This is a genomic window from Rhodovulum kholense, assembly GCF_003053725.1.
In the GTDB taxonomy this organism is placed as follows: Bacteria; Pseudomonadota; Alphaproteobacteria; order Rhodobacterales; family Rhodobacteraceae; genus Rhodovulum; species Rhodovulum kholense.
Map to the genome: position 1 here is coordinate 91,659 of NZ_QAYC01000001.1, position 21,043 is coordinate 112,701.

The window sequence follows — 21,043 nt, forward strand, 5'->3', positions numbered from 1 at the left end:
ATGCAGCGCATCACGATCACCATCGAAGACGACCTGCTGGAGGCGCTCGACGCCTTCATGGACCGGTCTGGCGCGTCGAACCGGTCCGAGGCGCTGCGCGACCTGATCCGCCGGGGGCTCGACCAGGACGCGCCCGAGACCGCCGAATGCGTGGGCGTCGTGACCTATGCCATGGACCCCGCGCAGCGCGATCTGGGTCGGCTCGTGCCCGAAAGCCGCCAGCAGCATCACGACGCGGCCATCGCGGCGCTGTCGGTGCCGCTTGACCATCACGCGGCGGTCGAGGTGGCGGTGATGCGGGGTACGGTGGGCTCGGTCCAGGCCTATGCCAACAGCCTGTTCCTGCAGCGCGGCGTGCGGCACGGCCAGACCGTTCTGATCCCGGTCCGGACCGAGGTCGAGTTCCACCTGCATGGCGAACGGGCGCATACCCACGATCACCTGCGGGTGCTGGACCGATTCTGACCCTGTCCGCGAAGGGTCCGGGCTAAAGCCTGAGCCGCCGCGCCCGGGCGCCGCCCCGGCGGCATGGGCGGGGCAGGGCCAGATCCAGCGGCCGGGGCGGCATCGCGCGGATCTGCACCAGCAGGCGGCGGAACTCGTCCAGCGCGGCTGTGGCCGGACCCGGTGCCGCCTGCGCCTCGGCGGCGCGGGCGGCGGCGGGCAGATCGGCCCGGCCGGGCAGGCTGCCCAGCCATTGCATGAAGCCAAGCTGGCCCAGCTCGCGCGCCCGCGGCCCCGTCTGGGGGCAGGCGGCAAGCCGCATCAGCACCATCTCCAGCATCGCCGGCAGACCGGCCCCGCCCGGAACCTCGTCACGAAAAACCGGGCCGCGCCGGCCCCTGATGTCATCCATCGCGGATCTCCTTGCCGGGGCACCCCGCCCGGGTTCACACGCTTGGATGGCAGGTCTCCTGGCTTGCGGGTCATCGCCGCCCCGACCCTTCCCGGACCGTTCGGTCCAGTGGCCGTCTCGGGGGGCTCTCCGCCTACAGTTGCGGGGGCAGCCGCGGATTTGCCGGAGGTTCCGGCGGACCGCGTTCCCTTTTCACCCGCGCGGCCGGCAAGGCCTGCGGGAACCATCGCCACAAGCGCTACCCGGCCGGGCGGGCGGCTGTCAATGGCGCAGAATATCGGCCGTGAATGTGAGCCGGCCTCATAAAGATCCTGACAAACATGAATTGGACAGGCGCGGCCGAAGGCCATATCTGCCGTCCATGACCCAATCCGCGCCCCGCCCCGCCCGCCATTCGCCTGTCTTCGAGACCCTTCGCACCGCCGCCGCCGAGCGGATCCTGGTGCTGGACGGGGCGATGGGCACCCAGATCCAGAAGCTCGGCCTGACCGAGGACGATTTCACCGGTTCTGGCGGCGGCTGCGCCTGTCATCTGCACGGCGACAAGCCGCAGAAGGGCAACAACGACCTTCTGAACCTGACGAATCCCGACGTGATCGAAGAGATCCACTACCGCTATGCGATGGTGGGTGCCGATATCGTCGAGACCAATACCTTTTCCTCGACCGCCATCGCCCAGGCCGATTACGGGCTGGAAGACAAGGTCTTCGCGCTGAACGAGGCGGGTGCGCGGCTGGCCCGCAAGGCGATGGACCGGGCCGAGGCCGAGGACGGGCGGCATCGCTTCGTCGCGGGCGCGCTGGGACCGACGAACCGCACCGCCTCGATCAGCCCCGACGTGAACAACCCGGGCTACCGGGCCGTGACTTTCGACGACCTGCGGATCGCCTATGCCGAACAGCTGCACGGGCTGATCGCGGGCGGGATCGATCTGGTTCTGATCGAGACGATCTTCGACACCTTGAACGCCAAGGCCGCGATCTTCGCCTGCGAGGAGGTCTTTGCCGAACAGGGCCTACGCCTGCCCGTCATGATCTCGGGCACCATCACCGACCTGTCGGGGCGGACGCTGTCGGGCCAGACGCCCACGGCCTTCTGGCATTCGGTGCGCCATGCCCGGCCGCTGACCATCGGGCTGAACTGCGCGCTGGGGGCCGATGCGATGCGCCCGCACCTGGCCGAGCTTTCGGCCGTGGCCGACACGCTGATCTGTGCCTATCCCAATGCCGGGCTCCCGAACGAGATGGGCGACTACGACCAGACACCCGACGAGATGGCGGCGCTGGTCGCGGGCTTTGCGAAGGACGGGCTGGTCAATATCGTCGGCGGCTGCTGCGGGTCGACCTATGACCATATCGCGGCGGTGGCAAAGGCGGTTCGGGGCCATGCCCCTCGCAAGATCCCAGAGATCGCGCCGAAGATGCGGCTCTCGGGGCTCGAACCTTTCACCCTGACCGACGACATCCCCTTCGTGAACGTGGGCGAACGGACGAATGTCACCGGCTCGGCCCGGTTCCGCAAGCTGATCAAGGAACAGGACTACGCCACCGCTCTGGATGTGGCGCGCGATCAGGTCGAGAACGGCGCCCAGATCATCGACGTCAACATGGACGAGGGCCTGATCGATTCGAAACAGGCGATGATCGACTTCCTGAACCTCGTCGCGGCCGAGCCCGACATCGCCCGCGTGCCGGTGATGATCGACAGTTCCAAGTGGGAGGTGATCGAGGCGGGCCTGAAATGCGTGCAAGGCAAGCCGGTCGTCAACTCGATCTCGATGAAGGAGGGCGAGGCGGCCTTCCTGCACCATGCGCGGCTGTGCCGGGCTTACGGCGCGGCGGTGATCGTGATGGCCTTCGACGAGAAGGGTCAGGCCGATACCGAGGACCGCAAGGTCGAGATCTGCGCCCGTGCCTACAGGCTTCTGACCGAAGAGGTCGGCTTCCCGCCCGAGGACATCATCTTCGACCCGAACGTCTTCGCCGTCGCGACCGGCATCGAGGAGCATGACAATTACGGCGTCGATTTCATCGAGGCCACGCGGCGGATCACGGCCGAGTGCCCGCATGTGCATGTCTCGGGCGGCGTGTCGAACCTGTCCTTCAGCTTCCGCGGCAACGAACCCGTGCGCGAGGCGATGCATGCGGTGTTCCTGTATCACGCCATCCAGGCCGGCATGGACATGGGCATCGTCAATGCGGGCCAGCTGGCGGTCTACGACCAGATCGAGCCCGCGCTGCGCGAGGCCTGCGAGGACGTTGTCCTGAACCGCCGTGCCGACGCGACCGAGCGGATGCTGGAGATCGCCGAAAAATACCGCGGGCAGGGCGGGTCGCAGGGCCGCGAAAAGGACATGTCCTGGCGCGAGCTGCCGGTCGGGAAGCGGCTGGAACATGCGCTGGTCAACGGCATCACCGAATTCATCGAGGCCGATACCGAAGAGGCCCGGCTGGCGGCCGCGCGGCCTCTGCATGTCATCGAGGGCCCGCTAATGGCGGGGATGAACGTGGTGGGCGATCTTTTCGGGGCGGGCAAGATGTTCCTGCCGCAGGTGGTCAAGTCGGCCCGCGTGATGAAACAGGCCGTGGCCGTGCTGCTTCCCCATATGGAGGCCGAGAAGGATGGCCGCCGCGAGGCTGCGGGCAAGGTCCTGATGGCCACCGTCAAGGGCGACGTGCACGACATCGGCAAGAACATCGTCGGCGTCGTGCTGGCCTGCAACAATTACGAAATCGTCGATCTGGGCGTCATGGTCCCGCCCGAGAAGATCATCGCCGCCGCGAAGGAGCATGCGGTCGACATCATCGGCCTGTCGGGGCTGATCACGCCCTCGCTGGACGAGATGGTGCACATGGCCTCGGAAATGCAGCGGCAGGGCTTCGACATCCCGCTGCTGATCGGGGGGGCCACGACCAGCAAGGTGCATACGGCGGTCAAGATCGCGCCGAACTACACGGCGGGGCAGGCGGTCTATGTCACCGATGCCAGCCGCGCGGTGGGCGTGGTCTCGTCGCTCCTGAGCGACAACCAGAGGGCGGGCTATGTCGAGGGCATCCGCGCCGAATACGAGGATCTCGCCCGGAAACACGCCCGAGGCGAGGCCGCCAAGAAGCGCCTGCCGCTCGTGGCCGCCCGCGCCAACCGGATCGCCATCGACTGGACGGGCCACAGCCCGGTCAAGCCCTCCTTCCTCGGCACCAGGGTCTATGACCGCTGGGATCTGGCCGATCTGGCGGCGCATATCGACTGGACGCCGTTCTTCCATGCCTGGGACATGAAGGGGGTCTTTCCGCGCATCCTCGAGGACGAGGCCAAGGGCGAGGCGGCGCGCGCGCTTTACGACGACGCGCGGCGGATGCTCGACCGGATCGTGCAGGGCGGCTGGTTCGCGCCGAAGGGCGTGGTGGGCTTCTGGCCCGCCAATGCGGTGGGCGACGATGTGCGGCTTTACACGGGCGAGGACCGCCAGGAAACGCTCGCCACCTTCCACACCCTGCGCCAGCAGACCGCCAAGCGGCCCGGCGTCCCGAATGCGGCGCTGTCCGATTTCGTGGCGCCCGAAGGGGTGGCCCCCGACTATCTGGGCGGCTTTGCGGTGACGGCGGGCCCCGAGGAAATCGCCATTGCAGAGCGCATGGCGGCCGAGCATGACGACTATGGCGCGATCATGGTCAAGGCGCTGGCCGACCGCATCGCCGAGGCCTTCGCCGAGCGGATGCATGCGGAAGTGCGCCGCAGCCTCTGGGGCTATGCGCCCGACGAGGCCTTCACCCCCGAAGAGCTGATCGCCGAGCCCTACAAGGGCATCCGGCCCGCGCCGGGCTATCCGGCCCAGCCCGACCACACCGAGAAGAAGACGCTGTTCCGGCTGCTCGATGCGGAACGTGCGGTGGGCATCCGGCTGACCGAAAGCATGGCGATGTGGCCGGGGCCGTCGGTCTCTGGGCTTTATTTCGCCCATCCCGACAGCTTCTATTTCGGGGTCGGCAAGGTCGAGGCCGATCAGGTCGCCGATTATGCCGCGCGGAAGGGGATTACGCTCGCCGAGGCCGAACGCCATCTGGCGCCGGTGCTGAACTACACGCCCGGCAAGGGGGGCGACGCGGCAGCGGCCTGAAAACCCGCGCGGAGTGGCGCCTTGCCGTCAGGCCCGGTTCAGCACCCGGGCCGTCAGGCTCGACAATGCCAGCGAGGCCAGCACGCAGAAGGTGAAGAGGTAAAGCCCCCAGGCGGTCTCGACCCGGCCGAGGCCCACCCCTTTCGCGACCACGACATAGATCGCGATCAGGAACACATCGGCCATCGCGAGCTTGCCCATGACATGGATCGCGGGCAGCAGCCGGGGCGAGGCCAGTCCGTACTGGATCAGCGCCAGCCCCACGGTCTTGGCGAAGGGGGCGACCAGCGCCAGCAGCGTGACCAGCAGCGCGAGGAAGATGTCGGCCTGCCAAAGCGAGGCAAGCCCCGACAGCACCGAGATTTCCGACATCCCGAACAGCGGCAGAAGCCCCGCGCGCAGCAAGGGCGCGGCCCAGGCGATGGGGAAGAGGATCAGCAGGGCCAGATTGGCGAGGCGCAGCAGCCGAAGGGTCACGGCCGGACCGTCACCGCACCGCCTCGATGGGGCCTTCGGCGCGGCCATGGATGAACTGGTCGAGATAGGGATCGCCCGAGTGGTCCATGTCGGCGACCGGCCCGGTCCACTGGATCACGCCCCCATGCAGCATCGCCACATCGTCGGCAATGGCCCGGACCGAGCTCATGTCATGGGTGATGGTCATGGCGGTCGCGCCCATCTCGACCACGATCTCGCGGATCAGCTCGTTGATGACGCCCGCCATGATCGGGTCGAGCCCGGTGGTGGGTTCGTCGAAGAAGATGATCTCGGGGTCGGCGGCGATGGCGCGGGCCAGACCCACGCGTTTCTGCATGCCGCCCGACAGCTCGGCCGGGAAAAGATCGGCGACCTCGGGTTTCAGCCCGACCCGGCGCAGCTTTTCGATGGCGATCTCGCGGGCCTCGGCCTTGGGCCGCTTGGTGGCGCCGCGCATCAGCCGGAAGGCGACATTCTGCCAGACGGGCAGGGAATCGAACAGCGCGCCGCCCTGAAAGAGCATCCCGAAGCGGGCCAGGAACGCTTCGCGTTCGGCGCGCGACGCATCCTCGCCCTCGATGAGGATCTGGCCCGCATCGGGCCGCACCAGCCCGAGGATGCATTTCAGCAGCACCGACTTGCCGGTGCCCGACCCGCCGATGATGACCATGCTCTCGCCCTTCGGGACGGTCAGGGTCACGCCCCTCAGGACATGGTTCCGGCCGAAGGCCTTGTGGATGTCGCGAAGCTCGATCATGCGGCGAAGAACAGGGTTGTGAGAATGTAGTTGGCGGCCAGCACCAGCACCGAGGCTGCGACCACGGCCGATTTCGTGGCGGCCCCCACGCCCTGGGCGCCGCGGCCCGAATTCATGCCGAAATAGCAGCCGACCAGCGCGATCAGGAAGCCGAAGGCCGCGCCCTTCACCAGACCCGAGGTCACGTCCCAGATTTCCAGGTAATCGGCGGTGTTCCGCAAATAGGCGGCGGCGTTCAGCCCGAGGCTTTGGGTGCCCACCAGATAGCCGCCGAAGATGCCGATGGAATCGCCGACCGCGACCAGCACCGGCACGGTGACCGTCGCCGCCAGCACGCGCGGCACGGTCAGATAGCGCATCGGGTCGGTCGAGAGCGTGACCAGCGCGTCGATCTGTTCGGTGACCTTCATCGTGCCGATCTCGGCCGCGATCGAGGACGAGACCCGCGCGGCCACCATCAGGCCCGCCATCACCGGACCCAGCTCGCGCGCCATGCCGATGGCGACGATCGAGGGCACGACCTGGCCCGCATTGAAGCGCGAGCCGCCCTCGTAGATCTGCAGCGCCAGCGCCGCGCCGGTGAAGATGGCGGTCAGCCCGACGACGGGCAGGCTGTTATAGCCGATCACCCAGACCGCATGGCCGAATTCTCGGAAATAGAAGGGCGGGCGCACCATCGCGTAAAGCGTCGCCCCGAGGTAGAGCGCGAGGCGCCCGACGGCCGCGAGCCCGCCCAGCACGGCACGCCCGAGCGCGCCGACGGGGTTCAGCAGGATCATGTGCCCGCACCGCCGACATAGCGGCGGGCATAGCGGCGGCCGAGCGCGGTCATGATCTCGTAGCCGATGGTCCCGGCGGTATCGGCGACCGCGTCCACCCCCTGTTCGGGGCAAAGCAGGTCAAGCGCGGGCGGGACCGTTCCCAGATGGGTGATGTCGGCCGTGATGAGGTCCATCGACACCCGTCCCAGGATCGGGCAGGGCGTGCCCTCGAACCAGAGCTGGCCACGATTGGACAGCGCGCGGTGCATGCCGTCGGCATAGCCCGCGGTGACGGTCGCGACGACGCGCCGTTCGGCGGCCGTGTAGGTGTAGCCGTAGCCGATGCTTTCGCCGGGCTGGACCTCGCGGGTCTGGATCACCGGGAAGGACAGGCCCACGACCGGCTCGGCCTCGGCGAAGGGCAGCCCGCCATAGACGCCCATGCCCGGGCGGGTGACGTCGAAATGATAGTTGGGCCCCAGCAGAACGCCGCCCGTCGCCGAAAGCGACCGCGGCACGCCGCAGCCGTCGGTCATCTCGCGGAAGGCGGTCAGCTGCTGCAGGTTCGCGGGGTGCCCGGGTTCGTCGGCGCAGGCGAGGTGGCTCATGATCAGGACCGGCCCCGCGGCCAGGACGATGTCGCGCACCGCCGCCCATTCGGCCGGTTCAAGACCCAGCCGGTTCATCCCCGAATCGAGCTGGATGCCGAAGGGACGGCCCGGCAGGCCCTCCATGTGGCGGGTGAGCTGGTCGACCGAGTTCAGCATCGGCACCAGGTCGAGATCGCCGATCATGTCGGTATCGCCCGGCATATGGCCCGAGAACACGCAGATCTGCGGCCCCGGTCCCAGCGCGTTGCGGATCTGGGCGCCTTCCTCGGCGGCGGCGACGAAGAAGCGCCGGGCGCCGGCCTGGGCCAGCACGCGGGCGACGCGCTCGCCGCCCAGCCCGTAGCCGTCGGCCTTGACGACCGCCCCCGTTTCCACGCCCGCCCCGCTTGCGCGGTCGAGCGCCTTCCAGTTGCGCGCGAGCGCGTCGAGATCGATCGTGAGTGTTCCGGTAGCCATGGCCGCTGTTGTGCCACGCGCGCGGGCCGCGTCAAGAGCCGAATGGCCCCGGTTCGGCCCGCCCGCGTCCGGGGCGATCAAAAGCCCTCGACCGCCTGTCCCTGTTGCCAGGGTTTGACGAGGTTGCCAAAGCGGGTGAAGCGGCCCTCGAAGCTCAGCTCGACCGAGCCGATGGGCCCGTGACGCTGCTTGCCGATGATGACCTCGGCCTTGCCGTGCAGGCTTTCCATCGCCTCCTGCCAGCGCGCCATGCCTTCGAGGTCATGATCGCTGGGTTTCTCGCGTTCCTTGTAATATTCCTCGCGGAACACGAACATCACGACGTCGGCATCCTGCTCGATCGAGCCCGATTCCCGCAGGTCGGACAGCTGCGGCCGCTTGTCCTCGCGGCTTTCGACCTGCCGCGACAGCTGCGACAGCGCGACGACGGGAATGTCCAATTCCTTGGCGATGGCCTTCAGGCCCTGGGTGATCTCCGAGACCTCGTTCACCCGGCTGTCCTTGGCGGTGGCGGGGCGCACGAGCTGGAGATAGTCGACGAACAACGCATCGAGCCCGTGGGTCCGTTTCAGCCGCCGGGCGCGGGCCGCGAGCTGGCTGATCGGCAGGGCCGGGGTGTCGTCGATGTAAAGCGGGCAGGCCTCGAGCTCCTTGGCGGCATTGACGAAGCGGCGGAACTCGGCCTCGGTCATGTCGCCGCGGCGGATCTGTTCGCTGGGCACTTCCGAAGCTTCGGACAGGACCCGGGCGGCGAGCTGCTCGGCGCTCATCTCGAGGCTGTAGAAGCCCACGACGCCGCCATTGACCGCGCCGACCGACCCGTCGGGCAGGGTGCCGCGCTTGTAGGCGCGGGCGATGTTGAAGGCGATGTTGGTCGCAAGCGAGGTCTTGCCCATCGAGGGCCGCCCGGCGAGGATCAGAAGGTCCGAGCGGTGCAGCCCGCCGAGCTTCTTGTCGAGATCGGTCAGCCCGGTCGAGACGCCCGCAAGCCCGCCATCCCGCTGATAGGCAGCGTTGGCGACCTTCACGGCATCGGTGACGGCGCGCAGGAAGGACTGGAAGCCGGTTTCCGACTGGCCCTTCTCGGCCAGCTTGTAGAGCCCCTGTTCGGCCTCGACGATCTGGGCGGCGGGCTCAGAGGCGATGTCGACCTTGGCCGCCTTGTCCGAAATCTCGGCGCCAAGCTTCATCAGCTCGCGGCGCAGCCAGAAATCATAGATCATCTGGGCATAGTCGCGCGCCGCGAAGGACGAGATCGCAGCCCCCGCAAGCCGCGCCAGATAGGCCGGCCCCCCCAGTTCGGCCAGCCCCTCGTCATCCTCGAGGAAGGCTTTCAGCGTGACCGGCGAGGCCAGCTGGTTCTTCTGGATGCGGTTGGCGGCGATCTCGAAGATCCGGGAATGGACCGGATCGTAGAAATGCTGCGGCTGGACGATGGACGCGATCCGGTCGAAGATATCGTTCGTGGTCAGGATCGCGCCAAGCAATTGCTGCTCGGCCTCGATATTGTGAGGCAGGCCGGTCGTGTCGTCGTCTTTTTCGCCTTCGGGGCGAATTGTTCTGACCTGATTCATCTTTGCTTCTCTCCCTGCGGCCGGGTTTTAGACCCTCGTCCGCGGCCACGGCAATCTTGGTAAACCTGTGGATTGCCTGTGGATAACTTCCCGACCCGAATCTTGCGGGTCAAGGTCGGGTTGCGTCAAGATATGGTTTCCAGTCGGGGTCTTTCGCCGGATGGCTGAAGGATTTCCGGCGTCAGACAAGCGGGTTTGCGCCTAAACCTCGCGTCGCGCCTCCTGCCAGGCGCGGGGCGCGGTCAGGAACGACTCGACATCGGCAAGCGTCGCGGCGTCGAAGGCGCCCTGGGCGCGGGCCTCGGCCAGCACGTCCCACCAGGTGCAGAGATGATGCAGCTGGATGCCGTGATCGCCCAGCGTCTTTTCGGTCTCGGGGAAGATCCCGTAATAGAAGATCACCGCCGTATGGCCGCAGACCGCGCCGGTGTCGCGGATCGCGTCGACGAAGCTGATCTTCGAGCCGCCATCGGTCGTCAGGTCCTCGATCAGAAGCACCCGGTCGCCTTCGGACATCACGCCCTCGATCCGGGCGTTGCGGCCGTAGCCCTTGGGTTTCTTGCGGACATAGGTCATCGGCAGGGCCATCCGCTCGGCCACGAGGGCCGCGAAGGGGATGCCCGCGGTCTCGCCGCCCGCGATGCAGTCGAAGGCCTCGAAGCCCGCGTCGCGCAGGACGGTGACGGTCAGGAAGTCCATCAGCGTGGCGCGGATCCGCGGGAACGAAATCAGCTTGCGGCAGTCGATATAGGTGGGCGAGGGCAGGCCGGAGGCAAGCGTGAAGGGCGTTTCGGCGTTGAAATGCACCGCCCCGATCTCCAGCAGCATGCGGGCGGAGAGGCGGGCGATTTCGGACTTGTCGGGGAAGGCGGTGGGGATCATGGCGCAAGCGTCTCCGTGTCCTGCCGGAGCGGCGCGACCCGCCCCGGCGATTTTTCTGCGAAAAATGCGCGGCTCACCGCGCGACCCGCCAGTGCAGATCGAAACCCGGATCGAACAGCGTTACCGGCCCGGCCCCGGTCTCGATCCGCGCGGGATAGGCGACGGGCGCGGCGCCCCGGATCAGGGTGATGCGGTCGTCATTGGGCGGCAGGCCGTAGAAGGCGGGGCCGTTCAGCGAGGTGAAAGCCTCGAGCCGGTCGAGCGCGCCCGCCCGCTCGAAGACCTCGGCGAGGCAGGACAGCGTGTTGGTGGCCGAAAAGACGCCCGCGCAGCCGCAGGCGCATTCCTTGGCCGGGTCGGCATGGGGCGCGCTGTCGGTCCCGAGAAAGAAGCGGGCATCGCCTGAAGTCGCGGCCGCGACAAGCGCGTCGCGATGGCGCGCGCGTTTGGCCACCGGCAGGCAGTAGTAATGCGGCTTGATCCCGCCCACCAGGATATGGTTGCGGGTGATGATCAGGTGATGGGTGGTGATCGTCGCACCAAGCCCCGCCTCGGCCGAACGCACGTAATCGACCCCGTCCGCGGTCGTGATATGCTCCATCACCACCTTCAGACCCGGGACCGCGCGGCGGATCGGGTCGAGCACCCGGTCGATGAACACCGCCTCGCGGTCGAAGATGTCGATTTCGGGGTCGACCACCTCGCCATGGACGCAGAGCGGGCAGCCGATCTCGGCCATCCTGTCCAGGACCCCGCGCACCTTGTCGAAATCGGTCACGCCCGAGGCCGAATTGGTGGTCGCCCCGGCGGGGTAGAGCTTGACCGCCGTCACCAGCCCTGCCGCATGGGCGCGGGCCACATCCTCGGGATCGGTCCTTTCGGTGAGGTACAGCGTCATCAGCGGGGCAAAGCGCGCGCCCTCGGGCAGGGCCGCAAGGATCCGGTCGCGATAGGCGGCGGCCTCGGCCCCGGTCACCACCGGCGGCACCAGATTGGGCATGACGATGGCGCGGGCGAAGTCGCGGGCGGATTCGGGCAGCACGCCCGCCAGCATGGCACCGTCGCGCAGATGCAGGTGCCAGTCGTCGGGGCGGCGGATCGTGAGGCTCTGGGTCATGGGGCAGGGCGATACACAATCGCCCGGGCGCTTTCCAGTACCGATCGCGGTCGGCTTGCGGCCTCGGGGCGCCGCGCGCCGCACCTGAGCCAAGCGCCTGACGCAAGGCGGGGCTTCCCATCCGTCAATGGAAAAGTCACGGATGCTGTCCTATCTTGGCGGCATGGGAGGGAACGTCTGTACGCGAACAGGAGTTTCCAAATGGCACTCGCGAATACTCATGTGGCGGGCCCGCGCGGCTCGCTCGTTTCCTCGATCATCGCGGCCATGGTCCGCATCGTCGAGAACCACCCGCGCACCCGTGCGCTGGAAAAGCTTAACGCCATCTCGGACGAGGATCTGGCGGCCCGGGGGCTGACCCGGCAGGACGTGATCCGCCGGATTTTCAGCGACCGCTTCTACCTCTGATCTGCGGCCGGTCGGTCGCTCAGACCGGCACATCCGGCCGGTGGCGCCGCAGCCGCCGGTCCAGATCGGTGCGTGCGCCGGTCAGGTGCTCGTGCTCGGCAACATGGCTTGCATGGCGCAGAACGCCACGCGCCAGATCGGTGCGGCCGGACTTGTCAAGCCGGTCCAGAAGGGCCGCAAGATAGGGGGCATGCTGGCGCCGCGCCCTGAAAAGCCGGAAAAAGACCTCGGCCGTCAGCTGACCCTCGCCGGCCGCGTCGATCAGTTCCGGCAGGACCGCCATGGCCGACAGATGCGCCTCGAGCGCGTCGCCGCAATAGGGCGCGGCCAGCCGCATCACGTTCGGCCCGTCGAACAAAGCGGCATGCATCGCGTCGAGCGTCTGCGCCGGGTCGTAGAGGATCGCCGCACAGCAGGCGGCCTCGATCATGTCGGGGGCATAGCCATAGCGCGAGGCAAAGTCGCGCCGCCGGGCCATCAGAAAACGCCGGTCCCAGTCCAGCCGCGCGGGGTCCAGCGTGGCCTGCGGGGCCAGCGCGACGACCGCCGCTCCCGGTGCCACCACGGAATAGGCGCAGGCCGCATAGCCGCACATCCCCGCCCCGTAAAATACCACCCGGTCGAACGCGTCGAAGAACTCGGAATCGACGCGCTCGTCGAAGAAGTCGTAAACCGCCGCGTCGCGGAACCAGGTCGCGCCATGGGCCACCAGGGTCAGGCGCGACCAGCCCGCGGGCTCGGCCAGCTGGGCGGCCAGTGTGTGGCCGGCGGTCGCTCCGGTCAGGATCTCGCGGGCCTGCTCGAAGGTGACCAGAAGCGTGCCACCCCCTGCCGCCCAGACGGCAGCATGGTCGGGGCCAAGCGCCTTGACCCACGCCCCCGTGCCGGACCGGTCCAGCAACGTGTGCCAGCGGCCTGTCTCGCTCTCGCTCGCGAACCGGTCCTTCATGCCCACCTCTACAACCGTGGGGAAGCCTAAAGCCAAGTTGCGGCGTCCGAAAGGCGCGTTTTTCGCGGACCTGCGCGGCACGGCGTCCGGTCAGCGGAAAATCGCCCCGGGGCCGGTCAGTTGCGCGCCGCCGTCGCGGTCAGGGCCCCCATGCCGATCAGCGCGCCCCCCCCGGCCCGGGTCATCCAGCGCAGCACCGAAGGCCGCCGGATCTGCGCCCTGAGCCGGTCGGCCAGCAGCGCATAGCTCAGCGCGTTCAGCGCGGCGAGCCCGACGAATGTGGCGATCAGCGTTGCGAATTGCGGCGCCAGCGGCGCCTCGGGCCGCAGGAATTGCGGAACGAACGCGATGAAGAACGCGATCGATTTCGGGTTCAACGCCGTGACCAGCGCGGCATGGGCGAAAATCGCCCGGGCCGGGCGCTGCTCTGGCACGCCGCCGCTCTCCTCTTCCAGTGCCGCCGGACGGCTCCGCAAAAGCTTGACCCCGAGCCAGACCAGATAGGCCGCCCCCACCCATTTCAGCACCGAGAACAGCGTGGCCGAGGCCAGCACCAGCGCGCCCAGGCCTGCCAGTGAGGCGGTCATCGCGATCAGATCGCCCAGCGCGACACCCAGGGCCATCGCCACGGCCACCCGCCGGCCCTGGCTCAGGGCATAGCTCAGCACAAGCAGGACCGTCGGCCCCGGGCTCATCAAAAGAAGAGCCGAAGCCACGGCAAAGGCAAACCACAGATCCAAGGGCATTGCGGGCACTCCTGCACGAAAAGGCACGGCTTCCACATACGCCGGTTTCAGCCCGAAACCCAGCGCGGCGAAGGGCCTGTCCCTTCTTCTTGGCTGAAATACCCCGGGGGTCCGGGGGCAGAGCCCCCGGCGTGCAAGATCCCGGCCGTCAGACGGGGCCTCGGGGCCTCAGAAAAAGGCCTGCAGCCCGGTCTGCGCCCGGCCGAGGATCAGCGCATGCACGTCATGCGTGCCCTCGTAGGTGTTCACCGTCTCGAGGTTCACCATGTGGCGGATCACCGGATAGCTGTCGGAAATCCCGTTTCCGCCATGCATGTCGCGGGCCGCGCGGGCGATCTCCAGCGCCTTGCCGCAATTGTTGCGCTTGATCAGGCTGATCGCCTCGGGCGCGGCGCGGGCCTCGTCCATCAGCCGCCCGACCTGCAGGCAGGCCGACAGCCCCAGCGCGATCTCGGTCTGCATGTCGGCAAGCTTCTTCTGGAACAGCTGCGTCGCGGCCAGCGGGCGGCCGAACTGACGGCGGTCGAGCCCATAGGCGCGCGCTGCATGCCAGCAGGCCTCGGCCGCGCCCATCACCCCCCAGGCGATGCCGTAGCGCGCCCGGTTCAGACAGCCGAACGGCCCCTTCAGCCCCTCGACCCCGGGCAAAAGCGCCTCTTCGCCGACCTCGACCCCGTCCATGACGATCTCGCCCGTGGGCGAGGCCCGCAGCGACAGCTTGCCCTCGATCTTCGGGGCCAAAAGCCCCGCCATGCCCTTTTCCAGAACGAATCCGCGGATCTTGCCGCCATGGGCCTCGGATTTCGCCCAGACCACGAAGACATCGGCCATCGGCGCGTTCGAGATCCAGGTCTTGGTGCCGGTCAGCCGATAGCCGGTGGCGGTCTTCTCGGCCCGGGTCTTCATGCTGCCCGGGTCCGACCCGGCCTCGGGCTCGGTCAACCCGAAACAGCCGATCAGCGTACCCTGCGCCAGCCCCGGCAGATAGCGCTGGCGCTGCGCCTCCGAGCCGTAGGCGTAGATCGGATAGATCACCAGCGAGGACTGCACCGACATCATCGAGCGATAGCCCGAATCGACCCGCTCGATCTCGCGCGCGACAAGGCCATAGGTCACGTAAGAGGCCCCGAGCCCGCCATAGGCCTCGGGCAGCGTCACCCCCAACAGCCCGGCCTCGCCCATCTCGCGGAACAGCCCCGGTTCGACCGTCTCGTTCCGGAAGGCTTCGGTCACGCGCGGCTGCAGCCGGTCCCGGGCAAAGGCCCGCGCCGCGTCCCGCAGCATCCGTTCGTCCTCGTCCAGCCGGTTCTCCAGCCGCAGCGGGTCCTCCCAGTCGAACCGCGCAAGCTCTGGCGCATCCTTCGGTTTCAGCGGGCTCTCCAAGGCCGTTCCTCCTCCTTTAGGCTTATGGACGAGGCATAGCCTGCGGGGCAGGGTGGGGCAATCGCCGGTCCCGGCGCAGGGGGCGGACGGGCGCGAAAACGGAACGGCACAGAGGAGGACAGGGCGGGTGGCAGAAGCGATCGGGTCCATCGACGCGGTGCAGGCGATGCTGGCGGGCCAGAACTATGTCTGCGGCCGCGCGCTGGGGACAGTGGCCTTTCTGGCGCTGAGGCTGGGGCGGCCGCTGTTTCTCGAGGGCGAGCCCGGCACCGGCAAGACCGAGATCGCCCGTGCCATCGCCGCCGCGCTTGGCCGCAAGCTGATCCGGCTGCAATGCTACGAAGGGCTCGATGCGGCAAGTGCTGTCTGCGAATGGAATTTCGCGGCCCAGATGATCGCGATCCGCACGGCCGAGGCCGCGGGCGGTGCCGACCGCGCCGGGCTCGAGGCCGAACTCTTCGATCAACGCTTCCTGATCGAACGGCCGCTCCTGCAGGCGATGCGGCCGCAGCCCGGTGGCGCACCCGTGCTGCTGATCGATGAAATCGACCGCACCGACGAGCCATTCGAGGCTTTCCTTCTGGAGGCGCTGGGCGATTTCCAGGTGACGATCCCCGAACTCGGCACGATCCGCGCGGCCGAGCCGCCGATCGTCATCCTGACCTCGAACCGCACCCGCGAGGTCCATGACGCGCTGAAGCGCCGCTGCCTCTACCATTGGGTCGACTACCCCGATTTCTCCCGCGAGCTCGAGATCCTGCAGGCCCGCGCGCCCGAGGCGGCCGAAACCCTCAGCCGCGAGATCGTGGCCTTCGTGCAGCGGCTTCGCAACGAGGATCTGTTCAAGAAACCGGGCGTGGCCGAGACCATCGACTGGGCCAAATGCCTGCTCGCCCTCGACGTGATCGGCCTTTCGCCCGAGGTGATCGCCGACACCATCGGCGCGCTTCTGAAATACCAGGACGACATTCAGCGGCTCGAAGGCTCCGAGGCGCGGCGCCTTCTGGATGCGGTGAGGGCCGAACTTGCGACCGCCTGACCCCGCCGCGCCCCGGAGTGGATGAAGATGGCCGACTATCCCGCCCTCGGCATCCCCGACGAGGGGAAGCTCTCGCACAACATCCTTCATTTCGCGCGTGCCCTGCGCAGGGCAGGGCTGCCGGTCGGCCCGGGCCGGGCCATCGATGCCATTCGCGCGGTCGAGGCGGCTGGCTTCACCGACCGGGCCGATTTTCACCACACGCTCGCCGCCTGTTTCGTGTCGCGCCCCGAGCATCGCGCGGTCTTCGACCAGGTGTTCCGGCTGTACTGGCGCGACCCGCGCTTTCTCGAACACATGATGAGCCTGATGCTGCCCGCGCTGCGGGGCGCCGCGGAAGAGCGCCGGGCGCGGCCGGCCGAAAAGCGCGCGGCCGAAGCGCTGCTGGACGGCGTGCCGCGCGACCTGCCTGATCCGTCCGGCCCGGCGCCGGAAGAGGAAATCAAGATCGACGCGACCGGCACCCAGTCGGCACGCGAACGGCTGAAGAGCCTGGATTTCGAGCAGATGAGCACCGCCGAGACCGCCGAGGCGAAGCGGATGCTGGCCCGGCTGCGCCTGCCGGTGGCGCCCCTTGTATCGCGCCGCAGCCAGGCCGCGCGGCGCGGGCGGCTGCCGGACTGGCGCGGCACGATGCGCGCCTCCCTGCGCGCGGGCGGGGAGGTCCGCGATTTTTCGCAGAAAAATCGGCGCCCGCGCTGGCCCAATCTGGTGGTGCTCTGCGACATCTCGGGGTCGATGTCGCAATATTCGCGCATGGTGCTGCACTTCCTGCACGCCGTCTCGAACGCCAGGGGTGCGGGCTGGGCGCGGGTGCATGCCTTCACGTTCGGCACCCGCCTGACCAACATAACCCGCCATCTCGCGACCCGCGACGTCGACGCGGCGCTTGGCGCGGCCGGGGCCGAGGCCCCCGACTGGGACGGCGGCACCCGAATCGGCAGCGCGCTGCATGCCTTCAACCGCGACTGGTCGCGCCGGGTTCTCGGGACCGGTGCGGTGGTGCTGCTGATCACGGACGGGCTCGACCGCGACGAGGCGGACATCCTGTCGCGAGAGATCGAGCGGCTGCATCTCTCGGCGCGCCGTCTCATCTGGATCAACCCGCTTCTGCGCTGGGACGGATTCGCGCCCAGGGCCCGGGGAATACAGGCGATGTTGCCCCATGTGGATTGCTTTCGCGCGGGCCATTCGGTCCGCTCGCTGGAAGAGCTTGCCGACGCCGTCTCCGAGGCCCGCGACACCGGCGAACGCGACCGCCTGCTGGCCGCCATGCGACATTCCGGACCGGTTTGATCCAGATCAAAGTGACGGCCCGGCGAAAGATACATCTGACAGTCACTGTTTGCGGGCGGCGTCGGAACGTTCCCAGCCGACGCCAGCAAGCCTGCAGCGAGTCCCTGTGTCTTTCCCAACACAGGATTTCGGCATCAAAGGGGTCCTCCCTCCCCGGATGCCGGTCAGTGAAACGCCGTGGGCCCTCCCTCCCACGGCGTTTTTCGCGTTTTCCGTTCCCGTTTTTGTCACAGGCGATCCGTCTTGATCCGACTCGTCGGGCGCTGTCATTATATTCCAAACAGAGAATATAATGAGGGGAGTGAAATCCGGTGAAACCCATGCCACTCAACTGGAAGATTGGCGGTCCGCTCCTTGGGATCGTGTTCTTCCTGGCCGTGCTTCTGGCCAAGCCGATCGGCGTCTCGACCCAGTTCGTGGTGCTCGACGCCATCCTGTGGAACCTCCAGCAGCCCGACGCGGGCATCGTCACGCAAACCGCCGAGGGCTTCACCTCGACCAACGCCTATCTGGCGAAATCGGGCGGGGCGCTGGCGGACGAGGCGGGCAACCCGCTGACCTATCCGGTGGTCTTCGTGCTGGCGATGATGGTGGGAGCGTTCCTGTCCTCGCTGATCCGCTCGACCGTGCCGAAGGGCGAGCGCAACGTACCCGCCATGTACCGCGCCAATACCGGCGGCTTCTGGCCGCTGCGCTGGGTCCTGGCCTTCGCGGGCGGCGTTCTGGTGCTTTACGGCGCGCGGCTCGCGGGCGGCTGCACCTCGGGGCACATGATGTCGGGGATGATGCAGACCTCGGTCTCGGGCTATGTCTTTGCCTTCGGGGCGTTCCTGACCGCCTTCCCGACGGCGATGATGCTTCTGAAGAAGGAGGGCTGAGCTATGACCATGACCCTTGTCATCGCCGGGCTTCTGGGCGCGGCCTTCGGCGCGATGCTCGACCGGATCGGGGCCACGAACCCGAACTGGATCGCGAAGATGCTGACGCTGACCGATACCAACCTGATGAAGACGATCCTCGTGGCCATCGGCACCGCCTCGATCCTGATCTTCGCGGGGCAGATCTACGGGCTTGTCGATGTGGGCCACATGTCGGTGAAGGCGGTCCATGTGGGGGTGTTGCTTGGTGGCGCGATCCTCGGCTTCGGCTGGGCCATCGCGGGCTATTGCCCGGGCACCGGGCTCTGCGGGCTTGCCGTCGGCCGGATCGACGCGCTGTTCTTCGTGGCGGGTGGGCTCGTCGGCGCCGCGGGCTTCATGATCACCTATCCCTTCTGGGACTCGATCGGATTTCTGAACGGCGAGAAATGGACGCTGGGCGCCATCCCGGGGGCCGATTACCCGGCCGCGATTCCGGCGCTGCAAGGCGATCTTGCGGGCATCGTGATGGGGGCTGCCTTCATCCTGATCGCGATCCTGCTGCCGCGCCGGATCGTCGGACGCAAGGCCGCCCGCGCCGCGGCGGCCGAAGCCGCGAAGGCCGCGCCCGCCGAATGATCGGCCTCGGCCCCCGCCCGCCGGACCTCTGGCGGGCGGGGTCGCCACCTTTTGCCTATTCCCCCCGGCGGCCTGGCCCCCCAATATCCGGGCCGAGGGAGGGCACCATCCATGCAGATCGCAGACCATGACGCGATCCCCGAGACCGCGCTGGAATGGCACCGGACGGGGCAGGGTGCGGCGCTGGCCACCGTGGTCGAGACCTGGGGCAGCGCGCCGCGCCCGGTCGGCAGCCAGCTTGCGGTTTCGGGCGCGGGCGGCATGGCGGGGTCGGTTTCGGGCGGCTGCGTCGAGGGCGCGGTGATCGCCGAGGCGCTCGAGGCGCTGGGCGACGGCCGCCCGCGCCTGCTTGACTTCGGGGTCAGCGACGAGGATGCCTTTGCCGTGGGGCTCGCCTGCGGCGGCCGCATTCGTGTGCTTGTCGAGCCGGTGGGGGCGGCGCTGCCCGAGGCGCTTCTGGCCGATCTGGTCGCGGCCCGGGCCGCGCGCCGGGCGGTGGCCTATGTGGTCGAAACCGACAGCTGGGCGCGGCGCCTTGCGGAGCCCGGCGATCCGGGGCTCGGGCCGGTTCTGGCCGACCGGATGCGCGCCGACCGCTCGGGCTTCGAGGGGGCGGCCTTCATCGGGATTCACAATCCGCCGTTGCGGCTTGCCGTTGTCGGGGCCGTCCATATCGCCCAGCCGCTGGTGCGGATGGCGCGGCTGGCGGGCTTTGCCCCGGTGGTGATCGACCCGCGCCCGGCCTTCGGGTCCGAGGCGCGGTTTCCCGGCGAGACCCTGATCGACGCCTGGCCGGACGAGGCGCTGGCGGGCCTCGGCCTCGACGCCCGCACCGCGGTCGTGACCCTGACCCATGATCCCAAGCTCGACGATCCGGCGATTCTGGCCGCGCTTCAGTCCGAGGCGTTCTATCTGGGCTGCCTCGGCTCGCCCCGCACCCATGCCAGGCGGGTCGAGCGGTTGCAGGCGGCCGGGCTGACGCCCGACCGGATCGCGGCGATCCACGCGCCGGTGGGGCTCGATATCGGAGCCCGATCGCCAGCCGAGATCGCTGTCGCGATCCTGGCCGAGATCGTCCAGCGGCTGAGGCGGGGCTGATGCGTTTCGGTCCGGTGCCGCCCTCCGAGGCCGAGGGCGCGATCCTGGCGCATTCGCTGACGCTGGCGGGGCGGCGGCTGCAGAAAGGCCGCGTGCTGACGGCCGAGGATGGCGCGGCGCTGGCCGCGGCGGGGATCGCCTCGGTCACGGTCGCGCGCCCCGATCCGGACGACGTGACCGAGGACGTTGCGGCGGCGCGGCTGGCGGCGGCGCTGGTTCCGGACCCCTTGGCCGCGGCGCTCCGGATCGGGGCGGCGGCGCGGGGGCGGGTGAACCTGCACGCGGTCGGCCCCGGGGTCGTCGGGCTCGACGCCGCGGCGGTCAAGGCGATCAATCGGGTCCACTCCGGCATCACGCTGGCGACCCTTGCGCCGCTGGTCCGGGTCGCGCCCGGCATGCTGGTCGGCACCGTCAAGATCCTGCCCTATGCCGTTCCCGGCGCGGCGCTTGCCCGGGCCTGCGAGGCCGGGCGTTCGGCGCTGCGGGTGCATCCGGTGCGGCGGCGGTCGGCGGGACTGATCCTGTCCGAGGTGGTGGGGCAAAAGCCGGGCCTGACCGCCAAGGGCGAGGCTGCGGTCGAAACCCGGCTGAAGGCACTGGGGATTTCTCTCGGTGCGGTGCGGGTCGTGCCGCACGAGGCCGGGGCGATGGCGGCGGCGCTGGCCGATCTGCCGGGCGAGATCGGGTTGATCCTGACCGGCTCTGCCACCTCGGACCCGCGCGACGTGGGGCCCGAGGCGGTGCGGCTTGCGGGCGGGACGGTCGAACGGTTCGGCATGCCGGTCGATCCGGGCAACCTCTTGTTTCTGGGCGCGCAGGGCGGGCGGCCGGTGATCGGGCTGCCGGGCTGTGCCCGCTCGCCCGCGCTGAACGGGGCCGACTGGGTGCTGGAGCGGGTGGCTTGCGGCATCGAGGTCGATGCTGCCGCCATTGCCGACATGGCGGTGGGCGGGCTTCTGAAAGAGATCCCGTCGCGTCCGCAGCCGCGCGAGGCCTGAGCCCGGGGGGGGCGGGCCTGCA

At 68.7% G+C, this 21,043-nt stretch carries 20 protein-coding genes and 1 riboswitch; of the genes, 9 read left to right on the forward strand and 11 right to left on the reverse strand.

Features of this window, described 5'->3' with window-relative positions:
* Positions 1-465: a nickel-responsive transcriptional regulator NikR gene (gene nikR / locus C8N38_RS00420; RefSeq protein ID WP_108022836.1), complete on the forward strand. Its 465-nt coding sequence runs from the start codon at positions 1-3 to the stop codon at positions 463-465.
* A gap of 22 nt (positions 466-487) precedes the next feature.
* On the opposite strand, the gene C8N38_RS00425 is transcribed toward nikR, so the two are convergent.
* Positions 488-856 (reverse strand): hypothetical protein, encoded by a 369-nt coding sequence (locus C8N38_RS00425; protein ID WP_108022837.1) that lies wholly within the window; start codon positions 854-856, stop codon positions 488-490.
* A gap of 31 nt (positions 857-887) precedes the next feature.
* A riboswitch (cobalamin riboswitch) is annotated at positions 888-1,099 on the reverse strand.
* A gap of 118 nt (positions 1,100-1,217) precedes the next feature.
* On the opposite strand from C8N38_RS00425, the gene metH reads away from it, so the two are divergent.
* Entirely contained in the window at positions 1,218-4,973 is a 3,756-nt protein-coding gene (metH, locus tag C8N38_RS00430) for a methionine synthase (RefSeq protein WP_108022839.1), read from the forward strand.
* A 27-nt stretch (positions 4,974-5,000) separates the two neighbouring features.
* Here metH and C8N38_RS00435 read toward each other — a convergent pair whose 3' ends face one another.
* From C8N38_RS00435 to pyrC, 7 genes are all read right to left on the reverse strand, one after another.
* Positions 5,001-5,438, reverse strand: a complete 438-nt coding sequence (locus C8N38_RS00435; RefSeq protein ID WP_215731071.1) for a paraquat-inducible protein A — start codon at positions 5,436-5,438, stop codon at positions 5,001-5,003.
* Between the two features lie 22 nt (positions 5,439-5,460).
* On the reverse strand, positions 5,461-6,207 hold the full coding sequence (locus C8N38_RS00440; RefSeq protein WP_108022844.1) for an ABC transporter ATP-binding protein: 747 nt from the start codon (positions 6,205-6,207) through the stop codon (positions 5,461-5,463).
* Positions 6,204-6,986, reverse strand: a complete 783-nt coding sequence (locus C8N38_RS00445; RefSeq protein WP_108022846.1) for an MlaE family ABC transporter permease — start codon at positions 6,984-6,986, stop codon at positions 6,204-6,206. The genes C8N38_RS00440 and C8N38_RS00445 overlap by 4 nt, the downstream gene beginning before the upstream one ends.
* A complete protein-coding gene (gene alr / locus C8N38_RS00450; RefSeq protein ID WP_108022848.1) occupies positions 6,983-8,035 on the reverse strand; it encodes an alanine racemase in 1,053 nt (350 codons plus the stop codon). Before alr ends, C8N38_RS00445 begins: the two co-directional genes overlap by 4 nt.
* 77 nt (positions 8,036-8,112) lie before the next feature.
* Positions 8,113-9,609, reverse strand: coding sequence for a replicative DNA helicase (locus C8N38_RS00455; RefSeq protein ID WP_108022850.1), 1,497 nt, complete (start codon positions 9,607-9,609; stop codon positions 8,113-8,115).
* Positions 9,610-9,810: 201 nt separating this feature from the next.
* Complete coding sequence (locus C8N38_RS00460; protein WP_108022852.1) at positions 9,811-10,491, reverse strand: orotate phosphoribosyltransferase; 681 nt, start codon at positions 10,489-10,491, stop codon at positions 9,811-9,813.
* Between the two features lie 73 nt (positions 10,492-10,564).
* Positions 10,565-11,608: a dihydroorotase gene (pyrC, locus tag C8N38_RS00465; RefSeq protein WP_108022854.1), complete on the reverse strand. Its 1,044-nt coding sequence runs from the start codon at positions 11,606-11,608 to the stop codon at positions 10,565-10,567.
* 201 nt (positions 11,609-11,809) lie between these two features.
* Between pyrC and C8N38_RS00470 the strand changes: the two genes are divergently transcribed.
* A complete protein-coding gene (locus C8N38_RS00470; protein ID WP_108022856.1) occupies positions 11,810-12,016 on the forward strand; it encodes a DUF1127 domain-containing protein in 207 nt (68 codons plus the stop codon).
* Positions 12,017-12,035: 19 nt separating this feature from the next.
* Here C8N38_RS00470 and C8N38_RS00475 read toward each other — a convergent pair whose 3' ends face one another.
* The 3 genes from C8N38_RS00475 to C8N38_RS00485 form a co-directional block, all read right to left on the reverse strand.
* On the reverse strand, positions 12,036-12,965 hold the full coding sequence (locus C8N38_RS00475) for a phosphoadenosine phosphosulfate reductase (RefSeq protein ID WP_108022858.1): 930 nt from the start codon (positions 12,963-12,965) through the stop codon (positions 12,036-12,038).
* A 116-nt stretch (positions 12,966-13,081) separates the two neighbouring features.
* Positions 13,082-13,711, reverse strand: a complete 630-nt coding sequence (locus C8N38_RS00480; RefSeq protein WP_108022860.1) for a LysE family translocator — start codon at positions 13,709-13,711, stop codon at positions 13,082-13,084.
* Between the two features lie 168 nt (positions 13,712-13,879).
* The gene (locus C8N38_RS00485) at positions 13,880-15,094 is read right to left on the reverse strand and encodes an acyl-CoA dehydrogenase (RefSeq protein WP_245895464.1); all 1,215 of its coding nucleotides are present in this window, start codon (positions 15,092-15,094) and stop codon (positions 13,880-13,882) included.
* A gap of 166 nt (positions 15,095-15,260) precedes the next feature.
* Between C8N38_RS00485 and C8N38_RS00490 the strand changes: the two genes are divergently transcribed.
* The 6 genes from C8N38_RS00490 (at position 15,261) to C8N38_RS00515 (ending at position 21,021) form a co-directional block, all read left to right on the forward strand.
* On the forward strand, positions 15,261-16,133 hold the full coding sequence (locus C8N38_RS00490) for an AAA family ATPase (RefSeq protein WP_425440005.1): 873 nt from the start codon (positions 15,261-15,263) through the stop codon (positions 16,131-16,133).
* Between the two features lie 27 nt (positions 16,134-16,160).
* Positions 16,161-17,429 carry a vWA domain-containing protein gene (locus tag C8N38_RS00495; protein WP_108023665.1) on the forward strand — a complete coding sequence of 423 codons (1,269 nt, stop codon included), beginning with the start codon at positions 16,161-16,163 and terminating at the stop codon, positions 17,427-17,429.
* Positions 17,430-17,749: 320 nt separating this feature from the next.
* Positions 17,750-18,307, forward strand: a complete 558-nt coding sequence (locus tag C8N38_RS00500; RefSeq protein ID WP_108022866.1) for a YeeE/YedE thiosulfate transporter family protein — start codon at positions 17,750-17,752, stop codon at positions 18,305-18,307.
* Positions 18,308-18,310: 3 nt separating this feature from the next.
* Complete coding sequence (locus C8N38_RS00505; protein WP_108022868.1) at positions 18,311-18,925, forward strand: DUF6691 family protein; 615 nt, start codon at positions 18,311-18,313, stop codon at positions 18,923-18,925.
* A gap of 117 nt (positions 18,926-19,042) precedes the next feature.
* Positions 19,043-20,023 (forward strand): XdhC family protein, encoded by a 981-nt coding sequence (locus C8N38_RS00510; protein WP_108023667.1) that lies wholly within the window; start codon positions 19,043-19,045, stop codon positions 20,021-20,023.
* Positions 20,023-21,021, forward strand: coding sequence for a molybdopterin-binding protein (locus tag C8N38_RS00515; protein WP_108022870.1), 999 nt, complete (start codon positions 20,023-20,025; stop codon positions 21,019-21,021). Before C8N38_RS00510 ends, C8N38_RS00515 begins: the two co-directional genes overlap by 1 nt.
* Positions 21,022-21,043: the final 22 nt, after the last annotated feature.

Bases quoted from the DNA above. Each gene is read 5' to 3' on its own strand.
- alr (WP_108022848.1), bottom strand. From the start codon at position 8,035: ATGGCTACCGGAACACTCACGATCGATCTCGACGCGCTCGCGCGCAAC.
- C8N38_RS00460 (WP_108022852.1), bottom strand. From the start codon at position 10,491: ATGATCCCCACCGCCTTCCCCGACAAGTCCGAAATCGCCCGCCTCTCC.
- C8N38_RS00470 (WP_108022856.1), top strand. From the start codon at position 11,810: ATGGCACTCGCGAATACTCATGTGGCGGGCCCGCGCGGCTCGCTCGTT.
- C8N38_RS00440 (WP_108022844.1), bottom strand. From the start codon at position 6,207: ATGATCGAGCTTCGCGACATCCACAAGGCCTTCGGCCGGAACCATGTC.
- C8N38_RS00425 (WP_108022837.1), bottom strand. From the start codon at position 856: ATGGATGACATCAGGGGCCGGCGCGGCCCGGTTTTTCGTGACGAGGTT.
- C8N38_RS00495 (WP_108023665.1), top strand. From the start codon at position 16,161: ATGGCCGACTATCCCGCCCTCGGCATCCCCGACGAGGGGAAGCTCTCG.
- C8N38_RS00505 (WP_108022868.1), top strand. From the start codon at position 18,311: ATGACCATGACCCTTGTCATCGCCGGGCTTCTGGGCGCGGCCTTCGGC.
- C8N38_RS00500 (WP_108022866.1), top strand. From the start codon at position 17,750: ATGCCACTCAACTGGAAGATTGGCGGTCCGCTCCTTGGGATCGTGTTC.
- C8N38_RS00475 (WP_108022858.1), bottom strand. From the start codon at position 12,965: ATGAAGGACCGGTTCGCGAGCGAGAGCGAGACAGGCCGCTGGCACACG.
- C8N38_RS00480 (WP_108022860.1), bottom strand. From the start codon at position 13,711: ATGCCCTTGGATCTGTGGTTTGCCTTTGCCGTGGCTTCGGCTCTTCTT.
- C8N38_RS00490 (WP_425440005.1), top strand. From the start codon at position 15,261: ATGCTGGCGGGCCAGAACTATGTCTGCGGCCGCGCGCTGGGGACAGTG.
- C8N38_RS00515 (WP_108022870.1), top strand. From the start codon at position 20,023: ATGCGTTTCGGTCCGGTGCCGCCCTCCGAGGCCGAGGGCGCGATCCTG.
- pyrC (WP_108022854.1), bottom strand. From the start codon at position 11,608: ATGACCCAGAGCCTCACGATCCGCCGCCCCGACGACTGGCACCTGCAT.
- nikR (WP_108022836.1), top strand. From the start codon at position 1: ATGCAGCGCATCACGATCACCATCGAAGACGACCTGCTGGAGGCGCTC.
- C8N38_RS00445 (WP_108022846.1), bottom strand. From the start codon at position 6,986: ATGATCCTGCTGAACCCCGTCGGCGCGCTCGGGCGTGCCGTGCTGGGC.
- C8N38_RS00455 (WP_108022850.1), bottom strand. From the start codon at position 9,609: ATGAATCAGGTCAGAACAATTCGCCCCGAAGGCGAAAAAGACGACGAC.
- metH (WP_108022839.1), top strand. From the start codon at position 1,218: ATGACCCAATCCGCGCCCCGCCCCGCCCGCCATTCGCCTGTCTTCGAG.